The organism is Pseudoalteromonas sp. SM9913, from assembly GCF_000184065.1.
Lineage (GTDB): Bacteria > Pseudomonadota > Gammaproteobacteria > Enterobacterales > Alteromonadaceae > Pseudoalteromonas > Pseudoalteromonas tetraodonis.
Window position 1 is genome coordinate 2,399,029 of the sequence record NC_014803.1, and the last position, 23,360, is coordinate 2,422,388.

Genomic DNA, 23,360 nt, shown 5'->3' on the forward strand with positions numbered 1-23,360 from the left:
TTAACCTGCAATTTCGGGGATAAGCAGCACTAAGCGATTAAAAAAGTCCATTAGCTCTTGAGTAAACCAATGTCCTCCCACAATCAGAGCACTGATGGTGATTAATAAACGCGGTAAAAAACTCAGTGTTTGTTCGTTAATTGAGGTTGCTGCCTGAAACACAGCCACAACCAACCCAATAATTAAGCCAGGTACCACAATGGCAGACACCAGCTTAATCACTAAAAATAGGGCTCCACTTAAAATATCAACAAATACTTCAGGTTCCATGGACGACTCCTAGTGTGGTTGGTTCAATGAAGAGTGCACAACTACGTGCCCAAGCCAAAGCTTTTAGCGAGTGTACCCATCACCAAGCTCCACCCATCAACCAATACAAACAACATAATTTTAAACGGTAGCGACACAATCATGGGCGATAACATCATCATACCCATGGCCATCAATACCGATGCAACCACCAAATCGACAATCAAAAAGGGAATAAAAAACATAAAACCAATAATAAAAGCGGTTTGTAACTCACTGGTCACAAACGCAGGAATAAGCACAACCATTGGCGTTGCTTCAGGCGAGTCAAGCTGATCGTAACCTGCTATTTTAGCAAAGGTTTCTAAATCTTTTATACGTACCTGTGAGAGCATAAACGCTTTCATTGGCTCTTTGGCTAAATCAAGTGCTTCAAGTGACGTTACTTGTTCACTTAAATACGGTTCGATAGCTCGCTCATTTATTTGCTCATAAATTGGCGCCATAATAAAAATACTTAAAAACAGCGACATACCTAGTAATACTTGATTCGAAGGCGTTTGCTGCAAACCAATGGCTTGGCGCAAAATAGCTAAAACAACAATAATTCGAGTGAAAGAGGTCATCATGATAATGGCGGCTGGAATAAAGCTCATAGCCGTCATGATCGCCAACACTTGTAGCGTCACTGAGTAGTCTTGGGTGCCATCGGCATTAGTGGTGATCGTCAGCGCGTCAATCCCCTCGGCATTGACCCCTGGGACGAACACCATGGCAAATAGGAAAAGCAGCCATTTAGTCATAATATTAGTTCTTTTTATTTTGATTAAGTTGCGGATTCAACATTTTGCCAAACCGCTTCGCTAATTCTGGTAACTCTTTTTCTGTTAGGGGGGTTTCTAACTTGTGTAGATAATTAATACTGTGTGGAGTAACCCCTAATAGGTGCTGTGCATTATCTATTTCAACCACCATTAAGCGCTCACGTGATCCCAACGGAAGACTGCGGATCACTTTAAACTCATCGTTATTGGTTAAATTTGGATTGAGCTTTTTTACAAAAAAAGCCAACACTAAAATTAACACCACAACCATACCCAAAGATAACACCATGGATACGATATCTGTGGTCGGTGTTGCAGCATCTGTTGCTGCAAACACCGAATTGCTTAAACTGACTAGTGCTATCATCGTAACTTTTTGATCCGTTCAACCTGGCTAATTACATCCGTTAAACGAATACCGAACTTATCGTTCACCACAACCACTTCGCCATGCGCAATCAAAGTACCATTAACTAAAACATCGAGCGGTTCGCCGGCAACCCTGTCAAGCTCAACGACCGAACCTTGGTTAAGTTGTAATAAATTACGAATATTAATTTTAGAACGCCCTACTTCCATAGAAATAGTAACGGGAATGTCTAAAATAGTATCGAGTTTACGTTTTTCTTCACCGCTGAGTTCATGCTTTGAATCATCAAGCTCATCAAGCTCGGTTACTTTGACCTCAGGACTATCGTCAGTGCCTTCAGCTTCAGCAAGTGCTGCTGCCCATTCGTCCATTGTATCTTGATCATCGCTCATACTTTTAACCTTTTAATCAATTACCAGTCTAAGTCTACACCGTTTGAAAGGTGTAAATCATCTTCTAGTTCTGCTAATTCTGCATCTGAATCAATTTTTTTGCCGCCTTTGGTAAAGACATGCAGCTCAGATTTAACTGAATCAGGGCGTTTAATTTTTTCACTAATTTGTAGCGCAACGTTATCGCGTGAACGACCCATTTTAGCTCTAAATGTAGGGAGTTCTTCCACAAATACGGTAATATGCTCAGGCATTTCAACTGGAATTATATCCCCAGCTTTGAGCTCCATTATTTGTTTTAAGCTTAAATCAACTTCAAGTAGCTGGGTCGATAAATCGACTTCTACGTCCATTATTTCGTCACGAAGCGCCTTACTCCAACGTAAATCGGTATCTTCAGTATCAGACTGAACACCCGCATCCAATAGCTCTCTGATAGGTTCGAGCATTGAATAAGGTAGCGCAATATGAAAGTCTCCCCCGCCACCATCCAGCTCAATATGAAAAGAGCTGATAACCACTACTTCGGTTGGGCTAACAATATTAGCCATCGCAGGGTTTACCTCAGAATCGAGGTACTCGAACGACACATCCATCACCGGTGCCCATGCTTCTTTGTAATCTTCAAAGATTATTTTTAGCAGCATTTGCACGATTCGGCGTTCTGTTGGGGTAAATTCACGTCCTTCAATTTTGGCATGATAACGGCCATCGCCACCAAAGAAGTTGTCTACCAGTATAAATACTAAGCGTGCTTCCATGGTAATAAGGCCGGTGCCTTTTAGTGGGCGAAAACGCACCATATTCAAACTCGTTGGTACAAACAAGGTATGTATGTACTCACCGAACTTGATCATTTGCACGCCGTTAATTGACACCTCAGCGGTGCGGCGCATCATGTTAAATAAGCTAATTCGCATGTGACGGGCAAATCGCTCGTTAACAATTTCAAGTGTCGGCATGCGACCACGCACGATGCGATCTTGCGAAGAAAAGTCGTACTGTAGTGTACTTCCCTCACCATCTTCACCGTCGTGTATATCTTCCTCTTCGACTTCATCGACACCATGTAATAGTGCATCAATTTCGTCTTGGGATAATAAATCGCTCACACTGGCCCCTTATTGCATCACAAAGCCGGTAAATAGTACCCGCTCAATTACTTTGTTCCCTTCAACATCCATCATAGCGGCCTGTACTTTATCAAGTGCAGTAAAACGCAGTGTTTCTTTGCCTACACTGGTGCTAAGTTCATCAGCCGTTGTCATGGAAAATACACTCAGGAGTGTGCCTTCAATCAGTGGAATGTGTTTTTTAGCCGTTTCTTCATTACCATCGCCGCGCACTAATAATTGTACTTTAATTTGTACAATTCTATCGCGACTAGCCCCTGGCACATTAAAAATAAACGGTCTAGGCATAGCAACATATAAAGCACTGCCAACCGTTGCCGAAGAACTTGTTGGCGCAGCAGCTACCTCACCATTGGCAGCATCATCAGCAAGGGTTTCTACTGGCTCATCACCACCTGATAATAAAAAGTACCCTGCCACAGCGCCAACAATAAGTAATACAGCGGCAATAATTATTATGAGTTTGCTTTTACTTTTACTTACTTCTTCTATTTCTAAATTAGTATCTTCAGCCATTGTATTTCCTTTATTTGCAAAGGTATTTGCTTGTTTTAACTATTATAATAGCAGGACTTAGGCATAGTAATCTATTGATGATGACGTTTGTTGTCCAGAACCCTGTATTTGCTTATCTGGTTGCTCACTATTTGTCTCATCTGTAGAGCGATTATTGGCCATTTGCCCTTGTGCATCACCTTCTTGTTGCTGTGCTTGCTCACCTGAGGAATCACCGTAAGAAATACTGCTTTCACCTAGTTCTAAACCTTGCTGCATCAGCATTTCTCTAAGCCTAGGTAACGACTGCTCCAGCGCTTCTTTGGCTTGCTGGTTTTGCACTACAAAGTTGATTTGTGCTTGCTCAGCATCACTTCTAATACGAATTTGCATGCTGCCCATTTCTGGCGGATCTAGGCGAATTTCAGCTTCTTTATTATTAATACTTAACATTGAGCTAACCCGCTCTTGTAGCATTTTTGCCGCATCACTTTTAATAATGTTTAATGCCTGTAACGTGGCAGGATCAATGCTTACTTGTTTAGCTTGTGCAGTACTTTGTAACTGCCCTGCTTGCAAGCTTTGCGCTTCAATAATAGCTTGTTCGTACCCTAAAGTATCGTATTTAGCGAGTGTATTAAGCGACTGTTTATCAAATAAATTAATGATCTGAGAGAAAATTTGTGCTGCACGCGGTGGCATTTGCTCAGCATTAGTGCCGCGCATGCTCTCTTTTTGTAGCGCGTCTAACTGTTTGGCAAGCTCTTCAGGGTTATCAGCTACCGATTTTGAACTCTCTAATTTTAGCTCAGGTTTTACATTAGCTGATTCAGTACCAGCCTGTGCTTTTGGCGCTATTGCTCCCGCCAAAGCATTATTTGAAAATAGCGGCTTATCTTTGGCGCTAAACAAGCTGTCCGCGTTAATGGCTGTCTCTAAATCACTAATTACCCCTTTTAACGAGGCAAGTTCTTTCGTTGGTAAAGACTCATTTTTAATATACCCCTGTAACTGATTGAGTAAAGCCTGTTTTTCTGGAGTAGTTAACGCGCTTATTTGCGTATTAATGGCCTGTTGAGGAGTTTGCGGCTTCTCACTTTCACTCACATACTTACTGAGTAATTGCTTTAAATCCGCTAGGTTATCTTTATTAATTGGCTTGCTCATCGCATTAAGCTCAGTGGCTAATTCACCTTGCTGAGCAGGTGTTAAATTTGCCAATAATTTATCTGCTTTAATGGCATTATCATCTTTTGATAACAGCGCCAAAACGGAAGCATCTAGCGATGCTTTAATGTTCATAGTCTCGGTCGGCTTATCCGATGGTTTAGCAGCCGCGAGTTCATTTGTAACAGCCTCATACTGTCCGGTTGGGGCAGCTGTAGCTAAAGGTTTCGTGTCAAGCTGTGAAGACTCAGCTGCAGTTTTGCTTGCTGATTCAGAACCTACAGTCTTTTGTGACTGCACAATGGCCGTATCATCAACAATTTCATCACTTGGTAAATTAATAACAATAGGTGCCAGCTTATCTTCAGGCTTAGCGTTTATTTTAACAGCGTCTTTGTCTATTAACTGCGCACCACCATGGGGGTTATTTTTTACTGAGGTATCGATGACTTGTGCCGCATTAATTTGCGCCAGCATATCTTCACCGCTCAAAGGCTTTTCTTCGCTGGTTTGCTCTTTTAGGTCGACTTGTTCATCTGATTGTTGTTTTTGTGGCACTTTGGCTTGCGCACTATGTGTTTCAGAGGCTTGGTTAGCAAGTGCTAATTGATCAAAAAAGCCCGCATCATTACTGCTGTCTAACTTTGCTTTATCACTGTCTTTTTTAACTAAGTATGAGTCTTGCTCAGATACCGCTAACATTGAAATATCATTTATCGCCATAAATCACCTAATAAAAGCGGCAACAGCCCACCGCACAATCCTAAAAATCATTGCTCTTGTAGAATCTAAGCAATTAGCATGCCTACCTTATAGTGCTTTATGCCTTTGATAAAACTGATTAGAGGAAAACTCGTCGAGCATTTTTTGCTCATTCTTAGCGACCAATATATCCGCTTTTATCTGTTGTTTTTCAATTAACTTAGCAACCGCTTTCGCTTTTACTTGTTGCTTTAACCACAAAGTTTTACGCTGGCTAACCACCTGCTTTGCGGTATTAACAATGCTTGCTTGTTGACGGATCGCTTCTTCAATTTTAGCAATAAATGCATGATACTGACTAAATCCGGCACTTGATAAACCCGACAGCCCCTTAATATGAAGTTGCTGCGTGTATTCAAGTCGAAAGTCATTTAAGCCTTGCAGCTTTTGCTGATTTAATTGCAAATTTTGATTAGCTTGCAAGTAGCTCATGCGTAACGTTTCTTCTTTTTCGTTTTCGAGCCTGAGCAACAAATGCAGTTTATTTTTAGCCATTATGCTTGTCCTAATAATTGCGCTAGCCCTTGAAGGCCGTCATCATAACTAATCACATCACGCATCCCTTGTTGTAAAAATGCGTTCACTCTTGGCATCATGTTTATCGCCTGATCGAGCATTTGATCACTGCCTTTTTGATAAGCGCCCAAGGTGATCATGTCTTTGTTCTGTTGATACATTGAATACACTTGCTTAAGCACACGAGCTTGTTGCATGTGCGACTCAGACACCACTTGTGGCATAACCCGTGAAATCGATTTTTCTATGTCAATGGCAGGATAATGGCCGCTGTCGGCTAAATCACGTGATAAAACAATATGTCCGTCAAGTATGGCACGTGCAGCATCAGCAATCGGGTCTTGCATGTCATCGCCTTCACTCAGTACGGTAAAAAAGGCAGTAATAGAGCCTTGCCCTTCCCCGCCATTACCCGCTCTTTCCACCAGCGCAGGTAATTTAGCAAATACTGAAGGTGGGTAGCCTTTTGTTGCAGGGGGCTCACCTACAGCCAGCGCGATTTCACGCTGTGCCATAGCATAACGCGTCACCGAGTCGAGTAATAACAATACGTTTAAACCTTGATCTCGAAAATACTCTGCAATGGTTACCGCACTTTCGCAGCCTTTTAATCGCATTAATGGTGAGGCATCAGCGGGGGCTGCAACAACAACTGAACGTTTACGCCCTTCAACACCCAGTATTTCTTCAATAAATTCTTTTACTTCTCGACCACGCTCACCGACTAAACCCACTACAATCACATCGGCTTCACTGCCTCGGGTCATCATGCCTAATAATACTGATTTACCCACACCAGAGCCTGCAAATAAGCCCATGCGCTGGCCTTGGCCGACAGTAATCACCGAGTTAATAGCACGTACCCCCACATCCATAGGCTTACTAATGGGGCGTCTTGCAAGAGGGTTTATTGCATTTTGAGCAAATTTGAGTGTATGTTCTGCATTAATTTTACCTAAGCCATCTAAAGGTCTGCCTAAGCCGTCTACCACTCGACCAAGTAAGCTCATGCCAACAGGCAAACCTGTGTCATTAACTTGGGGGATAACTCGCGCACCAGGAAGTACGCCTGAAATGTGGTCGTTAGGCATTAAATACAAAGTTTGATCGTTAAATCCAACAATTTCAGCGTCAACAAAGCCGTTCATTGTTTCAATTTTACATTGGCTGCCTACCGGAGCGCGCAAACCTTTGGCTTCCAGTGTTAAACCAACCACACGCGTTAAAACTCCCGCGACTGCAGGCGCTGGAATTTTAATATGCCGTTGGTATTGAGATAAGCGTTCGCTTAATGAAGTATCGCTCACAGACATAACACGCCAATAAAAAAGTTAGATACCACTGTTATGCAAAAAGCTATCCAACGTTTCTTTGACACGGGTTTTCAAGGTCATATCTAAAGATGATAACGTTGTTTTAACTTCACAACCGCCCCGCTCTAGAGTGGGTTCTGCAATTAATTGCCAATGATTATCTTCAATAGCTTGTTCGCCATAACTGGTTTTTATCAGCGATAAGTCATCTGGATGAAGATGAATTCGAACTTTTTCTTGTTCTGCATTAAGTGCATCAATGCTTTTTTTCAAAGTATGTAAAATAATATCAGGTGATGTTTTTACTTCTTGATAAATAATCGCTTCACTGAGCATAGTGGCTAGCTGTACCAGCTGTTTTTCTGCTTGTTCGTCCACTTTTTTAAGCGGGTCGCTTAAACTATCTAGTAAGCCACGCAGGCTGGTCAACTGCTCATCAATTAATGGTTTAACGTCTTCTTGGCCTTGTGTTTTACCCAGCTCTACACCTTCTTTGTAACCCGCCTCTTTACCCTCGGTTACGCCTTTGTCAAAGCCATCTATATAGCCTTGTTCGTGCCCTTGTTTAAGGCCTTCTTCGTAGGCATCTTGGCGAATACGCTCCAGCTCTACCATAGTTAATGAAGGCAGCTCTGGTTCTTCCGGTTCTTCTACTTGTTCTTTTGCTATTTCTTTACGGTATAGCTCGGCTAAGGGTGTGCCATAAGCCGTAGAGCGATTGCGAAAGCTTCGCTCATCGGGAGCAACATCAGGAATTGGCCAATTTTTTAATAACTCATCAGCTTCATCTGCATGTAATGGGCGACCTTTAGAGTGACTCATAGGTTATAAGAACTCCTCACCACCGCCACCACCAAGCATAATTTCACCTGAATCAGAAAGGCGACGTGCTGTTGATAAAATTTCTTTTTGCGCCGCTTCTACTTCACTAATGCGCACAGGAGCCATAGCTTCTAAATCATCAGCGAGCATTTCAGCGGCACGTTTTGACATGTTACCCAAAATTTTCTCTTTAAGGGCATCGTCGGTCCCTTTAATGGCTTTCATTAATACATCTTGCGGCACTTCACGCAGGATTGCTTGAATGCCTCTGTCGTCTACATCCATTAAGTTTTCGAAGACAAACATTAAGTCTTGAATTTGTTGCGACATTTCTTCGTCATGCTCACGGATTGAATCCATTAACTGCCCTTCAACATTGGTATCGAGGTAGTTCATGATATCTGCCGCAGCTTTTAAGCCACCCATTTTCGCAGCTTGTGCACCCGCTTGACCGGCAAATTGTTTTTCCATAATTTCATTCAATTCTTGTAATGCTGCCGGTTGTACTTCTTCTAAATTAGCAATACGCATGGTTAAATCGAGGCGCACTTTTTCAGGAAATTGCGCTAAAATTTCAGCCGACTGTTCAGGCTCTAGGTAAGAGAGAACAATTGTTTGAATTTGTGGATGCTCATTACGAATAATGTTAGCCACCTGTTTAGAGTCCATCCATTTTAATGAATCAAGACCTTTAGCGCCTGAGCCCATCACTATTTGGTCTATCAAGCTGGCGGCTTTATCTTCACCTAATGCGGCTGTAAGTGCTTTTTTGATGAAGTCTTCAGACTGAAAACCAATCGTACTAAAGCTTTGAATTTGTTCAATAAACAAATTATGAACCGCGCTAATTTTAGCTTGCGACAAATCATCGATTGCCGCCATGGCCATACCGACCTTTTGCACTTGTTTTGGCTCTAAGTGCTTGAGGATTTGCGCTGCATCTTCTTCAGTTAAGCTCAGCAATAATATTGCCGCTTTATCTACACCATCAAGTTTATCAACATCAAACGCTTGAGGTAGTTGTTTTTGTTCTTGATCAGTCATCTTCTGTTAACCACGCTTTCACTACTTGTGATGATAGTTCTGGTTCATTGGCTACAAGGGCACGAACCGCTTTGAGTAAGTCTTCGTCGCCGTGTAGGTCTGGTAAGCGTAGTGTACCATCGCTTGAGAAGCCAACAGAAGCAGAATCAAAGTCATTATTTAGCATATCTAATGTGCTGTCACCAAGATCAACACCTGAACTAAGAGAATCTTCATCGTATTCTTCAAGTGTATTATCTGGGTAGATTAAGCGTTTAAGCATAGGTTTAACGACAGCTAAAATCAGTACAATAATAACCAGTGCACCTAATACTAAGCGCATCATTTTCATAAACCAATCTTGTTCCCATAAAGGTAACTCGAAATCAAGCGCTGAGTCTTCACGAACAAATGGTACGGTCACTACTTCAAGTGCATCGCCACGTTGCATATCAAAGCCTACGCCACCTTGTAACAAGCGACGAATATTTGACAGGGCTTCAACCGAGCGTGGCGTCATAGTTGTTTCACCATTTTCACCCACCGTAGGCAGGTAATCAACCGCAACAGAGACGCTTATTCTGCGGATCACTCCAGTTTGCTGACGCTTATGTGAAATAGTGGTATCGAGTTCATAGTTACGAGTGGCTTCTTTGTGAGTTCTACTCGGTGAGGTTGCAGTGCCTGCACCGCCCGCCATCGCATCTTCAGGAATAGTTGAGTTAACTGGTGGCTGATTAGTAAGCGCGCCTGGAATACCAACCGCTAGGCCACCAATATTATTTTCTTCAAAGGTCGTTTCACTTCTTACCGCAGGTAAATCTGGGTTGTAACGTTTTTGTGTTTCTTCTACCGCACTAAAGTCCATACTTAAATCTACTTGTGCGGTGTAATTACCTAATCCAACCACGGGGATCAAAATACTGTCGATTTTTTCTAGGTATTCTTGCTCACGTTTACGTTCTATATCGTATTCTTTACGCGAGCGTGCAGCTAAAGAGGTTTGCGAGCCTGAATTTAATAAACGACCATTTTGATCGGTCACAGTAACGCGCGAAGGCTCAAGCCCTTGTACCGCTGAAGCTATCATATCAACAACCGAGTCAACTTCTTCGCCATCTAAAGAGCGACCGCGTTTAAGAGTAAGTACAACAGTTGCAGAGGGTTTTTTCTCTCTACGGGCAAACACATTTTCTTTGGGAATCGCTAACAATACTTTGGCGCGAGTAACATTATTTAGCTCTTCTATAGTACGGGCAAGTTGTTGCTCACGGCCATGTTTAAGGCGCTCACGCTCTAAACGTTGGCTTACCCCAAACCCCATGTCTTGCATAATAATGTCGCTACCTGATGTAGGCCCTTGATCTAAACCTTCACGGGTCATCAATAACTTGATATTTTGATATTCAGTTTCATCCACCGAGACCACATTGCCATCAAGTTGGTAGTCAATTTTTTGTGCATCTAAAAAGTCGAGTGTTTCTATTAACTCTTCAGTTTGCATTTTACCTAAAGGGCGCATATCTGGCTGACGAGCCCAAATAATAACGAAAATAGCAATGGCTAAACAAATAGCTAATGCAACAATCAGGGTAATTTGACGTAAAACATCAACACCGCCAAGGGCACTGAAATAGCCTGATTTTTGCTCTTGTTGATCTTCGTTTTCACTTTGCTCCATCATGCCATCAGCAAGTGCCAGATCTGTAGATTGATTAGATTGCGCCACAATAATTCTCCACTACCTAGTTAAACAGGCATGTTCATAATTTCTTTATAAGACTCAACAAGCTTATTACGAACCTGTACCGTAGCTTCAAATGCCACAGAAGACTTTTGCGAAGCAATCATAGCCTCGGCAAGCGATACGCTTCTGTCGCCATTCTCTACCGCTTTTACTTTTTGCCCTGTGTCTTGCTGAAGTTCATGCACTGTATTAAGGGCATTACTCAACATGTCACCAAACTGTGCTGTAGAGGTTGATTGCACTTGCGTTGGCAAGTTATTAACTTGATTACTACGTGTGGCCTCCGCAGCCATTGATTGCATTTCTTGAAATAAAGCACTGTTTTGAATTTTCATAATTGTCTCTGATAATGCAGTAAACTCTTAAAGAGAATAAAGCACAAAACATGCCAGAAATTAAAACCAATTAAAACAAAGCTTTAAGTAAAATAATTAAGCAGTCAGAGTTTTGACAGCCCTAAATTCAAGTGATTGAACTTAGGGCTTATGGGGGTTATGCTGGGAGGGAAATACCTAAATCACGCATTTGTGCTAATTTGTAGCGTAAAGTACGCGGGCTAATACCTAAGGTTTCGGCGACCTCTTTACGTTTTCCTTGGCAGCGTGCCAAGGTTTCTAAAATAATACGATGTTCTTTATCTTTAAGCTCATCTTTGTAACTACCAGTATCGACGGCTAACAAATCATTTTTTTGCTCATCTGCAGGCGCTGCTTTTTCATCATAATAAGCGTTACTGAGACTACTTTTTACAGGTTCAATGTCAGCTTTAGTTTCTGCCACAAAATGCGTTGGGGCTAGATTTTCGATAAAAATAGCATGCTCATCAATACTATTTCCACTGCGTAAAATTAATGCTCGCTGGATAACGTTATCTAGTTCGCGTACGTTACCGGGCCAGCTATGGCTAAGCAGTTTTTGCTCTGCACTGCTATCTAAATACGCCATTGGCTCTTTGCTTTTACTTAAGTGACGTTCAATCAAATGCTTAGCCAACACAATAATGTCCCCTGGGCGCTCACACAGTGGTCGCCATAGCAGTGGGAAAACATTGAGTCGATAGTATAAATCTTCGCGGAACTGGTTTTCAGCAACCGCTTCTTTTAACTCTCGGTTACTTGTGGCAAGCACACGTACATCCAGTGCAATGGTTTTACGACCACCTAAACGCTCAACTTCACGCTCTTGAAGTACACGTAACAGCTTGGCTTGCAGGCCTAAATCCATTTCGGTGATTTCATCAAGTAAAATAGTACCCCCCTGCGCTTGTTCAAATTTACCAGGACAAGCCTGTATCGCACCGGTAAACGCACCTTTCTCATAACCAAATAAAGTGGCTTCGAGCATATTTTCTGGAATAGCAGCGCAATTAATCGCTACAAACGGTTCATTACAGCGTTTTGATTTGTCATGAATATAACGCGCCAGTACTTCTTTACCAGAGCCACTTGGCCCAAGCACCATCACACTGGCATCTGAACGAGCAACTTTATTAGCAAGTTCGAGTAATTGAATACTACTAGGGTCGGCGACAATGGGCCCGTCTGTTTCTTTTTCTTTTTCTGGTAAGTAACGACTCACCATATTCAATAGCACTTCTGGTGCAAATGGCTTGGCCATATAATCAATCGCGCCTAAACGCATAGCCTCTACAGCATCATCAATAGTGGCGTAGGCCGTCATCATTAGTACGGGTAAATCAGGGTAATTTAATTTAATACTACGTAATAAATCCAAGCCGCTCATTGCGCCCATTTGTACATCACTGACCACCAATGAAAATGCTTCTTTTTTTAGTAGCACCATGGCTTGCTCGGCACTATTGGCGGCCATACAGGCTATACCTGACATTTCAAGCGTATCAATTAATGCTTCACGAAGTCCGGCGTCATCTTCTACAACTAAAATAGTGTTACTCATTGTGACTCCCCTAATTTAGATGTGACACTAATAGGTAGCAACATACTAAAAATTGCTCCCCCTTGTGGGTTGTTGTTTGCTTCAACACGTCCCTGATGTGCACTGGCCACTGAACTTACAACGGCAAGTCCTAAACCAGTACCTTGGCTTTTAGTGGTATAAAAGGGTTCAAATATTTTTTCAGTTTGTGCTAAATCAAGCCCAGGGCCATTATCACTAACACTAATGCGAACATAATCAGGATCTTGCATATCACGCAAAGCACTAAGATGTACTTGTGCACCACTGCCAATGACTTGAATACTATTATGAATTAGGTTTTGAATTGCGCTTGCCAATGCTGTTTTGTTACCCATAATTTCAATATCGGGTTCAGGTAAGCTCACATTTAATTCGCTATCATTGAGCGCTACCATAGCATCGGCACCGGCTTTAACTTCACTTAGTAGCTGTTGCATCGACACTTGCTCAACAACTTGCTGATCACCACTTTTAGCAAATAACAGCATGTCGTTTACTTGGGTTTCTAAATCTTTTAAACGTGACATTAATTTAGTATGAAAACTGCCGCGAGACGCTTCGGGTAAGCGTTTTGAGCCTAAATTTGCGGCATACAACATAGCCGCTGATAACGGTGTGCGTACTTGATGAGCTAAAGACGCAACCATTTTACCTAAGGCACTTAAACGCTGCATATGCGCGACTCGCTTTTGTAAGCGTCGGGTTTCGGTTAAATCGGTCATTAGTATAAGTTGCCCAGGCTCAGGCGCGAGTGCAGTAATATCGAGCTTTATTAAGCGTCCATCTTTTAACGACACTTCATGACCATCATCTTGATGAGGACGAAATGAGCGCTGAATAACGCTAAACCACTTCTCTCCTTCTAATGGCTCGCCGAGCATATCGATAGCTATTTGGTTTGCCTTAGCGATCATTCCTTTACCATCAAGTACAATCACGCCCGCAGGCATGGTATCAACCAGATGAGAGAGCCAACTTGCTTGTTGACGCAAATCACTCAACTCACCAACATACTCCTCTTGCAGTAAACATGGGTTATACTGATTAGCAGAAATAAACTGGGGTTTTAGCACACTTGCAAGGGCCATAATCAACTCTCTAAAATAATGTAGATACTGTATCTAATGCACAATATGTACCAAAATTATTTACTAGTAAATTCAATAAATTAAACCAACAAAACGCGTGTCGTAAAAATGACGCGCAAAGGAACATGCATGAATAAAGAGACTCAGTGCCGCTGCCCATGGTTAGATACCTCAAAGCCCGACTATGTGGATTACCATGACCATGAATGGGGCGTTCCTGTGTATGACGATCAACTACTTTTTGAGTTTTTAACGTTAGAATCTGCACAAGCAGGGTTAAGTTGGTACACCATATTAAAAAAGCGCGCTAATTATAAAAACGCCTTTGCAAACTTTGATGTAAATAAAGTAGCGGCCTTTACTGAGCAGGACCTAGAAACATTAATGCAAAATGAGGGAATTGTTCGCAACCGCTTAAAAATAGCCGCAACAATTAATAATGCAAAGTGCTTCATTGCTATTCAAAAAGAGTTTGGCAGCTTTAGTGATTACCAGTGGCGGTTTGTTGGTAATAAACCTCAGGTAAACGATTTAGAGACGCTTGCGGATTACCCTGCAGTTACTGAAGCATCAACGTTATTTGCAAAAGATTTAAAAAAGCGCGGTTTTAAGTTTTTAGGCCCAACCACAGTGTATGCCTACATGCAGGCCTGTGGAATGGTTAACGATCATAGTAATAATTGCTTTAGAAAAGAAGAAGTTAAAAAGCTAGGCTAGGTGGGGGTTACGGGTTACGAGACGCGGGGTAAACCCGCTGACAAGTATAGCGCCGAGTTTGCATTAAACGCGGTGTTTATTTTTTCTAACCTAACACCTAGCGCCTAGTACCTAGCACATGCACTTAGCTCTCAATCTCTAGAAAGGTTATATTTTTTCATTTTTTCGACCAGTGTGGTTCGTCTTACGCCAAGCACTTCAGCAGCACGGGCAACAACGTAATCAAAGCGCTCTAATGCCTGGGTGATTAAGTTAATTTCAAGCTCAGCTAAGTACTCTTTGAGCTCAATACCTTCATCGGGCAATAAACCAGGTGCAGCCTGAACAAAATCATCTTCTAGATCTATTTCATCTTCGCTAAATCCGCCACTAAAAATATCATTAAAGGCATCACGCTCCATCAGCTCTTCTGGGTACTGTGGCTCATAGGCTTCAACTTCAATGTAGCGGTATTTATTGGGTAAATCAGGAACATCAACCACCTTGTCTGGGAACATAATAACCATACGCTCAACTAAGTTAGCGAGCTCACGAATATTACCCGGCCAAGAATGTTCTTTTAAACTATCAATAGCACGCTCTGTAAACTTAGCCGTAGTACCGCTTTGTTCATTTACACGGCGCATAAGCTCTTTAAGTAGTAATGGTATGTCTTCTGCGCGTTGAGCAAGAGATGGGCTCTCAATAGGAAAAACATTTAAACGATAGTATAAATCCTCTCTAAATGAGCCTTTTTCTATCATGCTTTCAAGGTCACGGTGGGTTGCAGCTATAACACGTACATCGGCTTGAATCGCTTTGGTACCGCCAACGCGCTCATAGCTACGCTCTTGTAGTACTCGCAGTAACTTAACCTGCATTTGCAGCGGCATATCCCCTATTTCATCTAAAAATAGCGTGCCACCTTGCGCCAATTCAAACCGGCCTTTACGTGCTGAAATAGCCCCAGTAAACGCGCCTTTTTCATGACCAAATAGTTCACTTTCTAATAGCTCAGCAGGAATAGCCCCACAGTTTACTGGCACAAATGGGCCTTTGTTACGCTTAGAGAGCAAATGTACGTTACGGGCAACTACTTCTTTACCTGTGCCCGACTCACCTAAAATAAGTACGTTAGCATCGGTTTTAGCAACCTGCGTAATTAAAAAGCGTAAATCTTTTACCGCTTTGGTTTCACCAACAAGACCATCAAAGGTGCTTTTCTCTTTGTTATTTTTATGTTCATGCGGCAACATGCGCTGATATTGCTGACAGTCGTGTAACAGCTGTGTGGTTATTTCATGAGTAAATGGCTCACATATCAACCCCACAACATTAGCCAAACTCAACAAAGGTTTAAGCGTTTCACCAATGAGTAAAAAAGGAAATGTTGGGTATCGTTTAATTAAACTTTCGTGATCTAAAGACTGCAAAGCACCTAACACCACAATACATTCTTTGTTTTGATAGTGGCTGCATGCCTGTTCAAAGTCAGCTTCTGTTTGCAACTGTACAGCCTCACCAATAAAAGTAAGCGATGCGTATAATCCAATAGAGCGATTGTTATTATTATCTAAAATTAAGATCATCTTTAGCGAGCCATTTATTTCACTAATTTGTTTTATTAATCAAATTGTAAGCCAGTTGGGTTTGGATGCAAGCAATAGCGGCGATTTTTTGACATTAACGCCAAAAAACAGACACTGGCCGCACAAAGTCAATACTTTATAACTATTAATTGCCTAGGTAGTTTTAGTGATATACATACTTAGGATGAATTAAACGACATATAATGCGATTTTCAATGATACGATTCCACACAGAAGAAACACATAAAAACTGCTATTATTACTTAAAGGTGTGACTGTTTTTGCCGATAAAGTAATAGTCAAACTTATGTTGGAACTAAACTTGCTTAGAGTTCTGAACATGTTATTAAAATTTGAGGAATTACCTATGGCTCATGCATCAATCAATAAATACCGTCAAATAACAGTTAGCAGTGTTAAAGAAATGACGCCTTACGACCAAGTTAAACTCGTGTTTGTGAATATTGTTGGCAAGCTCTCTGCTGCAAAAGGATTTATTGAACGTAAAGAGTTAGAAAAAAAAGGCAACGCAATCTCTGATTGTATTGTGCTACTTGGTGCGTTGCAGCAGGTATTAAATTTTGAACACAATAATGAAGTATCAACTAACTTAGACTCTTTGTATGACTACTGCCAGCGCTGCTTATTAACTGCAAACCTTGAAAACAATATAGATAAAATCGATGAAGTAATTACCTTGATTAAAGAGATTAAATCAGGTTGGGAAGCAATTCCATTCGAGCAAAGAGAACCACAACTATAATGGCTTTAAAGCAAATAACGAGTTCACAAGTTACAGATAGTGAAACTCGCAAATATTGTAATGAGCTAGTGAGTTTGATTAATGACTCAGAGGATTGGGATATTGAGCAAGCGCTGAGTATTCATAATAAGCTTGATACATATATAAGTGAATCACTTACAAGAGAAAAAGCTTTTTACTCTGCGACTGAACTTGAGTTTTTAATTAACCTAATAGAACAGCTATCTGCTAAAATGGATGCTCAAAAACAACTATTAGCGGTTAAAATAGTTGGTAATCAAAAAAATAAAAAAGCTGTAAATAAGTATAAATCTAACTTTTAAAATAGATTTGGCAATATTAGGCTGGTTAGCTGTGGAGAGAATCTCATGTTTGATGGAAAGGTAGTTTTAATAACAGGTGGAACAGGGTCGTTCGGTAAAAAGTATGTAAAAACACTATTAGAGCGGTACAGTCCAAAAAAAATTATTATCTTTTCTCGTGACGAGTTAAAACAGTTTGAGATGCAGCAAGATTTTGATCAGCCTTGCATGCGCTACTTTATTGGTGATGTTCGAGATAAAGAACGACTAAATCGCGCAATGCGTGGCGTTGATTATGTCATCCATGCTGCAGCCCTTAAGCAGGTACCTGCCGCAGAGTACAACCCAATGGAATGCATCAAAACTAATATTAATGGCGCAGAAAACGTCATTAATGCAGCACTTGATAACAATGTTGAAAAAGTCATTGCCCTCTCTACAGATAAAGCAGCTAACCCTATTAATTTGTATGGTGCCACTAAATTAGCCTCGGATAAATTATTTGTAGCGGCAAACAATATTGCAGGCGGCCATAAAACGACTTTTTCAGTAGTGCGTTATGGGAATGTAGTATGTTCGCGAGGGTCAGTTGTGCCTATTTTCCAAAAATTCATTAATGAAGGCCGTGATCACATCCCTATCACTCATGACGAAATGACTCGTTTTTGGATAAGCCTTCAACAAGGTGTTGATTTTGTTTTAACAAATTTCGCGCGCATGTTGGGCGGTGAAATTTTCGTACCTAAAATCCCATCAATTCGAATTGCTGATTTAGCAAAAGCAATGGCTCCTGAATTACCTATTAAAATTATTGGTATTCGCCCAGGAGAGAAACTTCATGAAGTTATGTGCCCTGCCGATCTGTGTTTTGAAACCTATGAATATAACGATCATTTTGTAATTGCACCAGGCATCAAATTTAGCAGTCGTAGTAATGACTTTACAGTTAATGCACTTAATGAAAAGGGAAAAAAAGTTCAGCAAGGCTTTGAATATAACTCTTTGAACAACCCACATTACATGACGATTGAAGAAATTGAAGCCTTCAATATTGAAGCCTTAATTTAAAAGTAATGACTCCATGATCCCATACGGCAAACAAGCTATCTCTCAACAAGACATCGACGCAGTAGTTGATGTCTTAAAATCTGATTGGTTAACGCAAGGCCCAAAAGTACCCGCTTTTGAGCAAGCCATCGCAAATTATTGTGGCAGCACCTATGCATGTGCAACAAACAGTGCCACATCAGCATTGCACGTTGCATGTTTAGCGTTAAATGTGGGGAAAGATGACATCGTGTGGACCTCCCCTATTTCGTTCGTTGCTTCCGCAAATTGTGCACTGTACTGTGGTGCTCAAATAGACTTTGTGGATATTGATGTAGCAACAGGGAATATGTGCACTGATGAGTTAGAAAAAAAACTTATTATTGCTAAAGAAAATAATCGTTTACCAAAGGTAGTCATCCCAGTTCACCTGGCAGGTCAATCATGTGATATGCAGGCTATATATCAACTTGCAGTTGAATATGGCTTTAAGATTATTGAAGATGCTTCACATGCTATTGGTGCAAAATATTTAGGTAAGCCTGTGGGCAGCTGTGAGTTTTCAGATATTTGCGTATTTAGCTTTCATCCAGTCAAAATAATCACCTCAGCTGAAGGTGGAATGGCGGTAACAAACAACAAACGACTTACTAATAAAATGGTGCGTTTACGTAGTCACGGGATTACATCCGATCAGAGTGAAATGACAGAGCCAAGTCATGGCCCTTGGTACTATCAGCAAGTTGAACTCGGCTTTAATTATAGAATGACTGAGTTACAAGCTGCACTAGGCCTTAGCCAGCTCTCAAAGCTTGATGAATTTGTTGCAAAACGCAATCAGCTAGCTAAAGTATATACTAGCAAGCTAAAAGATATGTCTATCAATCATTTAACTCAATCACACCAAAGCTATTCTAGTTACCATCTATATATTTTAACCTTGTCTGGTGATGCAATTGTAAAACATGATTCTCTTATCTGTAGTTTAAGAGAGCAAGGCATAACGAGTCATTTGCATTACATTCCAATTCATATACAACCTTATTACAAAGAGCTTGGCTTTAAGGCAAATGACTTTCCAAATGCAATGAGATACTACAGCTGCGCTCTCACCATACCTTTGCATCCTGGATTAACTAATTCAGAACAAAACTTCATAATAGAAACATTAGCTAAACAACTATGAAAATCGCTTTAGGAACCGCCCAATTTGGTTTGAATTATGGTATTAGTAACACCCTTGGGCAGGTAAAAAAAAATGAGATCAAACGAATACTTAGTGCTGCGCTAGACGCTGGCATTACAGTGGTTGATACGGCATCAGCTTATGGAATTAGCGAGAGTAATATTGGCCAATCGGGTTTAAGCCAAGCTTTATCTATTGTTACTAAAGTATCAAGTGAAAATATTCACGCGCAGGTAGAAAAAAGCTTAAAAAATCTGAACTGTGACTCAATTGATGCAGTGTTATTTCATAATTGTGAGTTGCTTTTAAGCAGTTCAGGGGAAGACTATTTTTCGCAGCTAGAGCAGTTAAAAACCAAAGGCATAGTTAAGCGAATAGGTGTTTCTGTTTATAATCCTAAAGAACTTGAATTACTTAGTGAAAGGTTTAATTTAGATCTGATTCAAGCTCCTGTTAATTGGTTAGATCAACGTTTTATACAACCTGAAATTATCGATAAGCTAATAGAAAAAAATATAAAGCTTCACGCTCGCTCGATATTTTTACAAGGGCTTTTATTAGAGCCAATGATTCAAAATAACGCTTATTTTTCACAGTTTAATAATGAGTTTTCTCAGTATAATCGTGTTATTAATGAATTAGGCTGCAATCGGCTAACTTTCGCATTAGCAATTATTGCGCAAAAAGCCCCTCATATCGAAAATGCAATTATAGGATGTTGCTCACAAGAACAGTTAACACAATTAATAGACAGCTACTGCGCCGCAAAAAAGCTTACACTCCCCTCGGATGACGTTTTAGCCTCTTTAGCTTCAAGTAATTTAGCATTAATCAATCCATCGCAATGGCTTGGTTAATTAAGCGCTAGGATTAAAAATATGATAAATGCTTTCATGCAAGCTAGGACAGGATCAACACGCTTACCTAATAAAGTTTTAAAGAACCTCCAAGGTTTACCTATGTTTATTCAACAAGCTAAGCGTGTACAACGAGCAAAATTAGTAGACAACCTAGTTATTGTCACAAGTACTGATGAAAGTGACGACATTATTGAACAGTTATGCAATGAGAATAATTTATTATGCTTTAGAGGAAGTTTAAGCAATGTTCTCAGCCGGTACTTTCATGCTGAACTCAATTACCCTTGTGATGCTATCGTTAGAATAACAGCTGACTGCCCAGTGATTGACCCTGAGCTCATGGACTATGTCATTAATAGTCATTTAAAAAACAACAATGATTATACTTCAAACTGCTTAGTAGCCACATACCCTGATGGTCTCGATATTGAAGTGATCAGTAAAAAGGCCTTACATAACGCTTATAAATATGCAGAAAAGCCTTCTGAGCTAGAACACGTAACACCTTATATAACAAGTCACCCTGATAAGTATAAGTTACAGAATATCCAAAGTGAGCAAGACCTCTCTGCCTATAGATGGACTGTTGACGAACCCAATGACTTTGAGTTGATTTCATCAATATATGAAAATTTATATGTAAAAAAGCCTAATTTTAATTATCAAGATATACTGGAATTGTTATCGCATAAACCAGAGCTGAACTTATTAAACTCCCAAATTGCTCGAAATGAGGGAATGGTTAAATCATTAAAACAAGATAAAGAAGAAGGCTATGAATAATTACACTAATTCAGCGGAGTGGCTACATAGAGCTGAAAAAACCATTCCTCTAGGTTCCCAAACTTTTAGTAAGAGTAGAATTGCGTTCCCACAAAATGCAGCACCTTTATTTATTGAACGAGGTTTAGGTTCTAAAGTGTGGGATGCTGATAATAATGAGTATATTGACTTTGTGAATGGCTTACTTTCTGTTTCTTTAGGTTACTGTGATGCCGATGTAAATCAAGCTGTTATTGACCAGCTTGGCTCAGGGATCACTTTCTCCCTTCCTCATAGGTTAGAAATGGAAGTCGCCGAAGAACTCACAAAGCTAATACCTTGCGCTGAAATGGTGCGTTTTGGTAAAAATGGCAGTGACGCAACATCTGCTGCTATTCGACTAGCAAGAGCTTATACAAAAAGAGAGCATGTTGCTGTCTGTGGTTATCATGGTTGGCAAGATTGGTATATTGGCTCAACAACCAGAAATTTAGGTGTTCCTGAGTGTGTTAGAGCGCTTACCCATACGTTTACATACAATGACCTTAGCTCATTAGAAAGGCTCTTTACTGAATACCCTGAACAGCTTGCTGCTGTAATTATGGAGCCAATGAATATAGCCTTTCCAGAAGCTGGATTTCTTGAAGGAGTACAAGCACTTTGTAAAAAACATGGCTCTGTACTAATTTTTGACGAAACAATTACCGGTTTTCGGTTTGATCTACATGGTGCTCAAGGCTTATTTAATATTACACCTGACCTAGCAACCTTTGGCAAAGGCATGGCAAACGGATTCCCTATTTCAGCTATTGTTGGAAAGAAAGAAATAATGTCATTGATGGAAGACATTTTCTTTTCCGGCACCTTTGCGGGCGAAACCATGTCTTTAGTTGCTACAAAAACAACATTAAAAAAAATGCAGCAAGAAAGAGTACTGACACATATTCACACTTTAGGTGAAAAATTAATTTGTGAGCTTAATAAATTAATAGAAAAACACGATGTAAAAGATTGGCTGAGTACTGCAGGCCATCCGTCATGGTCTTTTATTATTATTAAAGACACTCAAAAATATTCCTCATTAGAGCTAAAATCTTTATTTATTCAAGAGATGTGCACTAGAGGTATTTTAATTGGTGGTAGTCATAACCTTAGCTTTGCCCATACACATGATGATATAGAGAAATTACTTAATGCATACGATGAAGTTATTTTTATTTTAAAAAATACAATAGAAACGCAAAATTTGTATGATATTTTTAAAGGTAAACTATTAGAGCCCGTTTTTAAGGTGAGATAATGCAATTAGCCATAAGAACAGATGCCAACGAATTAATCGGTGCCGGCCATTTAATGCGCTGTTTAGAGTTAGCAAACACTTTAGCCGAAAAAAATATAAAAATTAGATTCATTGTAAAAGAGTCTGCTTTAGCGAAATCTTTACTAAAGAGCCAGTTAGTTAGTTATTTAAAAGTATCTACAGCAAATAATGGACTTGAAGAAACCAACCAAATACTTGAAAAATACAATATCAAAAGTATTTTAATTGACCATTATGAAATAGATATTCAATGGGAGCAACAATTAATAGCTGATTATATAGTTATAATCGATGATCTAGCTGATAGAGCACATCTTTGTAATTTACTAATTGATACGGCATCAGAGTCTAGACTAAGCGCTTATAAAAAGCTTGTGCCTAAGCAATGCAAACTTCTACTGGGTCCTAAATATGGAATTATCAGAGATGAATTCATTCGAAAATTAAACGATGAGCACTTAGCCTATGACATATTTATATGTTTTGGCGCCTCAGATCCTCAAAACAATAGCTTTGCTTCGTTATATGAACTTGATGTAAGACAATACAAGGGTAAAATTTGTTTAACTACAGGTTTGGGTTATGCACACGGAAAAACGCTAAAAAGCCTCATTGAAAATACAAATTTAAACATAACTTGGCATCAAGCACCTCCAAACTTAGCTGACTTAATGTATCAATCAAAAGTAATCATTACAGCTCCTGGTTCAATGCTCTTCGAAGCTGCATCAATGGGAAAATCCATTATAATGATAAAAACAGCAGAAAATCAAAATGGTAACATTGAGTTATTTGAATTAAGTGAAGCAGCTATTTTATCAACCGTCTCCAACATATATAGCTGTATTCAAATAATTGAAGATAAAAGTAAAATATTAGCATTAAAAGCAAAAGCTATTAGTGATGGCAAAGGAAAATATAGAATTGCTCATTGTATCCATCAAAATTCATCGTTGATATAAGTGAAAATTGACTCTCTTACATATTTAAATGAG

Annotated in this window: 25 protein-coding genes; 9 read left to right on the forward strand and 16 right to left on the reverse strand. The window is 40.1% G+C overall.

The genetic code is table 11. The features are described from left to right. From PSM_RS10970 to PSM_RS11040, 15 genes are all read right to left on the reverse strand, one after another. On the reverse strand, positions 1–270 hold the full coding sequence (locus tag PSM_RS10970; protein WP_010387922.1) for a flagellar biosynthetic protein FliQ: 270 nt from the start codon (positions 268–270) through the stop codon (positions 1–3). Between the two features lie 41 nt (positions 271–311). Further along, positions 312–1,052, reverse strand: a complete 741-nt coding sequence (gene fliP / locus PSM_RS10975) for a flagellar type III secretion system pore protein FliP (RefSeq protein ID WP_013465552.1) — start codon at positions 1,050–1,052, stop codon at positions 312–314. A 4-nt stretch (positions 1,053–1,056) separates the two neighbouring features. Further along, positions 1,057–1,440, reverse strand: coding sequence for a flagellar biosynthetic protein FliO (fliO, locus tag PSM_RS10980; protein WP_013465553.1), 384 nt, complete (start codon positions 1,438–1,440; stop codon positions 1,057–1,059). Beyond that, positions 1,437–1,835, reverse strand: coding sequence for a flagellar motor switch protein FliN (fliN, locus tag PSM_RS10985; protein WP_013465554.1), 399 nt, complete (start codon positions 1,833–1,835; stop codon positions 1,437–1,439). Before fliN ends, fliO begins: the two co-directional genes overlap by 4 nt. A 20-nt stretch (positions 1,836–1,855) precedes the next feature. Beyond that, positions 1,856–2,947, reverse strand: coding sequence for a flagellar motor switch protein FliM (fliM, locus tag PSM_RS10990; protein ID WP_010387912.1), 1,092 nt, complete (start codon positions 2,945–2,947; stop codon positions 1,856–1,858). Between the two features lie 9 nt (positions 2,948–2,956). Further along, a complete protein-coding gene (fliL, locus tag PSM_RS10995; protein ID WP_013465555.1) occupies positions 2,957–3,484 on the reverse strand; it encodes a flagellar basal body-associated protein FliL in 528 nt (175 codons plus the stop codon). 57 nt (positions 3,485–3,541) lie between these two features. Beyond that, on the reverse strand, positions 3,542–5,353 hold the full coding sequence (locus tag PSM_RS11000) for a flagellar hook-length control protein FliK (RefSeq protein ID WP_013465556.1): 1,812 nt from the start codon (positions 5,351–5,353) through the stop codon (positions 3,542–3,544). Positions 5,354–5,440: 87 nt separating this feature from the next. Beyond that, positions 5,441–5,887, reverse strand: a complete 447-nt coding sequence (fliJ, locus tag PSM_RS11005) for a flagellar export protein FliJ (protein ID WP_013465557.1) — start codon at positions 5,885–5,887, stop codon at positions 5,441–5,443. Beyond that, entirely contained in the window at positions 5,887–7,221 is a 1,335-nt protein-coding gene (gene fliI, locus PSM_RS11010; RefSeq protein ID WP_008112184.1) for a flagellar protein export ATPase FliI, read from the reverse strand. Before fliI ends, fliJ begins: the two co-directional genes overlap by 1 nt. Before the next feature lie 18 nt (positions 7,222–7,239). Further along, positions 7,240–8,043, reverse strand: coding sequence for a flagellar assembly protein FliH (fliH, locus tag PSM_RS11015; protein WP_013465558.1), 804 nt, complete (start codon positions 8,041–8,043; stop codon positions 7,240–7,242). 3 nt (positions 8,044–8,046) lie between these two features. Continuing rightward, complete coding sequence (gene fliG / locus PSM_RS11020; protein ID WP_013465559.1) at positions 8,047–9,087, reverse strand: flagellar motor switch protein FliG; 1,041 nt, start codon at positions 9,085–9,087, stop codon at positions 8,047–8,049. Continuing rightward, the gene (gene fliF, locus PSM_RS11025; RefSeq protein WP_008112179.1) at positions 9,080–10,795 is read right to left on the reverse strand and encodes a flagellar basal-body MS-ring/collar protein FliF; all 1,716 of its coding nucleotides are present in this window, start codon (positions 10,793–10,795) and stop codon (positions 9,080–9,082) included. The genes fliG and fliF overlap by 8 nt, the downstream gene beginning before the upstream one ends. A gap of 20 nt (positions 10,796–10,815) precedes the next feature. Then, complete coding sequence (gene fliE / locus PSM_RS11030) at positions 10,816–11,148, reverse strand: flagellar hook-basal body complex protein FliE (protein ID WP_016899229.1); 333 nt, start codon at positions 11,146–11,148, stop codon at positions 10,816–10,818. 157 nt (positions 11,149–11,305) lie between these two features. Continuing rightward, positions 11,306–12,730, reverse strand: coding sequence for a sigma-54-dependent transcriptional regulator (locus tag PSM_RS11035; RefSeq protein WP_008112175.1), 1,425 nt, complete (start codon positions 12,728–12,730; stop codon positions 11,306–11,308). After that, positions 12,727–13,839, reverse strand: a complete 1,113-nt coding sequence (locus PSM_RS11040; protein WP_013465561.1) for a sensor histidine kinase — start codon at positions 13,837–13,839, stop codon at positions 12,727–12,729. Before PSM_RS11040 ends, PSM_RS11035 begins: the two co-directional genes overlap by 4 nt. A gap of 129 nt (positions 13,840–13,968) precedes the next feature. Between PSM_RS11040 and PSM_RS11045 the strand changes: the two genes are divergently transcribed. Beyond that, a complete protein-coding gene (locus PSM_RS11045; protein WP_041695752.1) occupies positions 13,969–14,556 on the forward strand; it encodes a DNA-3-methyladenine glycosylase I in 588 nt (195 codons plus the stop codon). A 131-nt stretch (positions 14,557–14,687) separates the two neighbouring features. On the opposite strand, the gene PSM_RS11050 is transcribed toward PSM_RS11045, so the two are convergent. Then, a complete protein-coding gene (locus tag PSM_RS11050) occupies positions 14,688–16,124 on the reverse strand; it encodes a sigma-54 dependent transcriptional regulator (protein ID WP_013465563.1) in 1,437 nt (478 codons plus the stop codon). A 367-nt stretch (positions 16,125–16,491) separates the two neighbouring features. Between PSM_RS11050 and fliS the strand changes: the two genes are divergently transcribed. From fliS to pseG, 8 genes are read left to right on the forward strand one after another with little or no spacing between them, the layout of a single operon-like run. Then, entirely contained in the window at positions 16,492–16,887 is a 396-nt protein-coding gene (gene fliS / locus PSM_RS11055; RefSeq protein ID WP_013465564.1) for a flagellar export chaperone FliS, read from the forward strand. Then, the gene (locus tag PSM_RS11060; protein WP_013465565.1) at positions 16,887–17,210 is read left to right on the forward strand and encodes a hypothetical protein; all 324 of its coding nucleotides are present in this window, start codon (positions 16,887–16,889) and stop codon (positions 17,208–17,210) included. Before fliS ends, PSM_RS11060 begins: the two co-directional genes overlap by 1 nt. Positions 17,211–17,255: 45 nt before the next feature. After that, positions 17,256–18,257: a UDP-N-acetylglucosamine 4,6-dehydratase (inverting) gene (gene pseB, locus PSM_RS11065; protein WP_013465566.1), complete on the forward strand. Its 1,002-nt coding sequence runs from the start codon at positions 17,256–17,258 to the stop codon at positions 18,255–18,257. A gap of 13 nt (positions 18,258–18,270) precedes the next feature. Then, the gene (gene pseC, locus PSM_RS11070; protein ID WP_013465567.1) at positions 18,271–19,422 is read left to right on the forward strand and encodes a UDP-4-amino-4,6-dideoxy-N-acetyl-beta-L-altrosamine transaminase; all 1,152 of its coding nucleotides are present in this window, start codon (positions 18,271–18,273) and stop codon (positions 19,420–19,422) included. Then, positions 19,419–20,279, forward strand: coding sequence for an aldo/keto reductase (locus PSM_RS11075; protein ID WP_013465568.1), 861 nt, complete (start codon positions 19,419–19,421; stop codon positions 20,277–20,279). The genes pseC and PSM_RS11075 overlap by 4 nt, the downstream gene beginning before the upstream one ends. Before the next feature lie 21 nt (positions 20,280–20,300). After that, positions 20,301–21,065: a cytidylyltransferase domain-containing protein gene (locus PSM_RS11080; RefSeq protein WP_016899224.1), complete on the forward strand. Its 765-nt coding sequence runs from the start codon at positions 20,301–20,303 to the stop codon at positions 21,063–21,065. Next, the gene (locus PSM_RS11085; RefSeq protein WP_013465570.1) at positions 21,058–22,344 is read left to right on the forward strand and encodes an aminotransferase class III-fold pyridoxal phosphate-dependent enzyme; all 1,287 of its coding nucleotides are present in this window, start codon (positions 21,058–21,060) and stop codon (positions 22,342–22,344) included. The genes PSM_RS11080 and PSM_RS11085 overlap by 8 nt, the downstream gene beginning before the upstream one ends. Then, entirely contained in the window at positions 22,344–23,327 is a 984-nt protein-coding gene (gene pseG, locus PSM_RS11090; protein ID WP_013465571.1) for a UDP-2,4-diacetamido-2,4,6-trideoxy-beta-L-altropyranose hydrolase, read from the forward strand. The genes PSM_RS11085 and pseG overlap by 1 nt, the downstream gene beginning before the upstream one ends. Positions 23,328–23,360 lie beyond the last annotated feature (33 nt).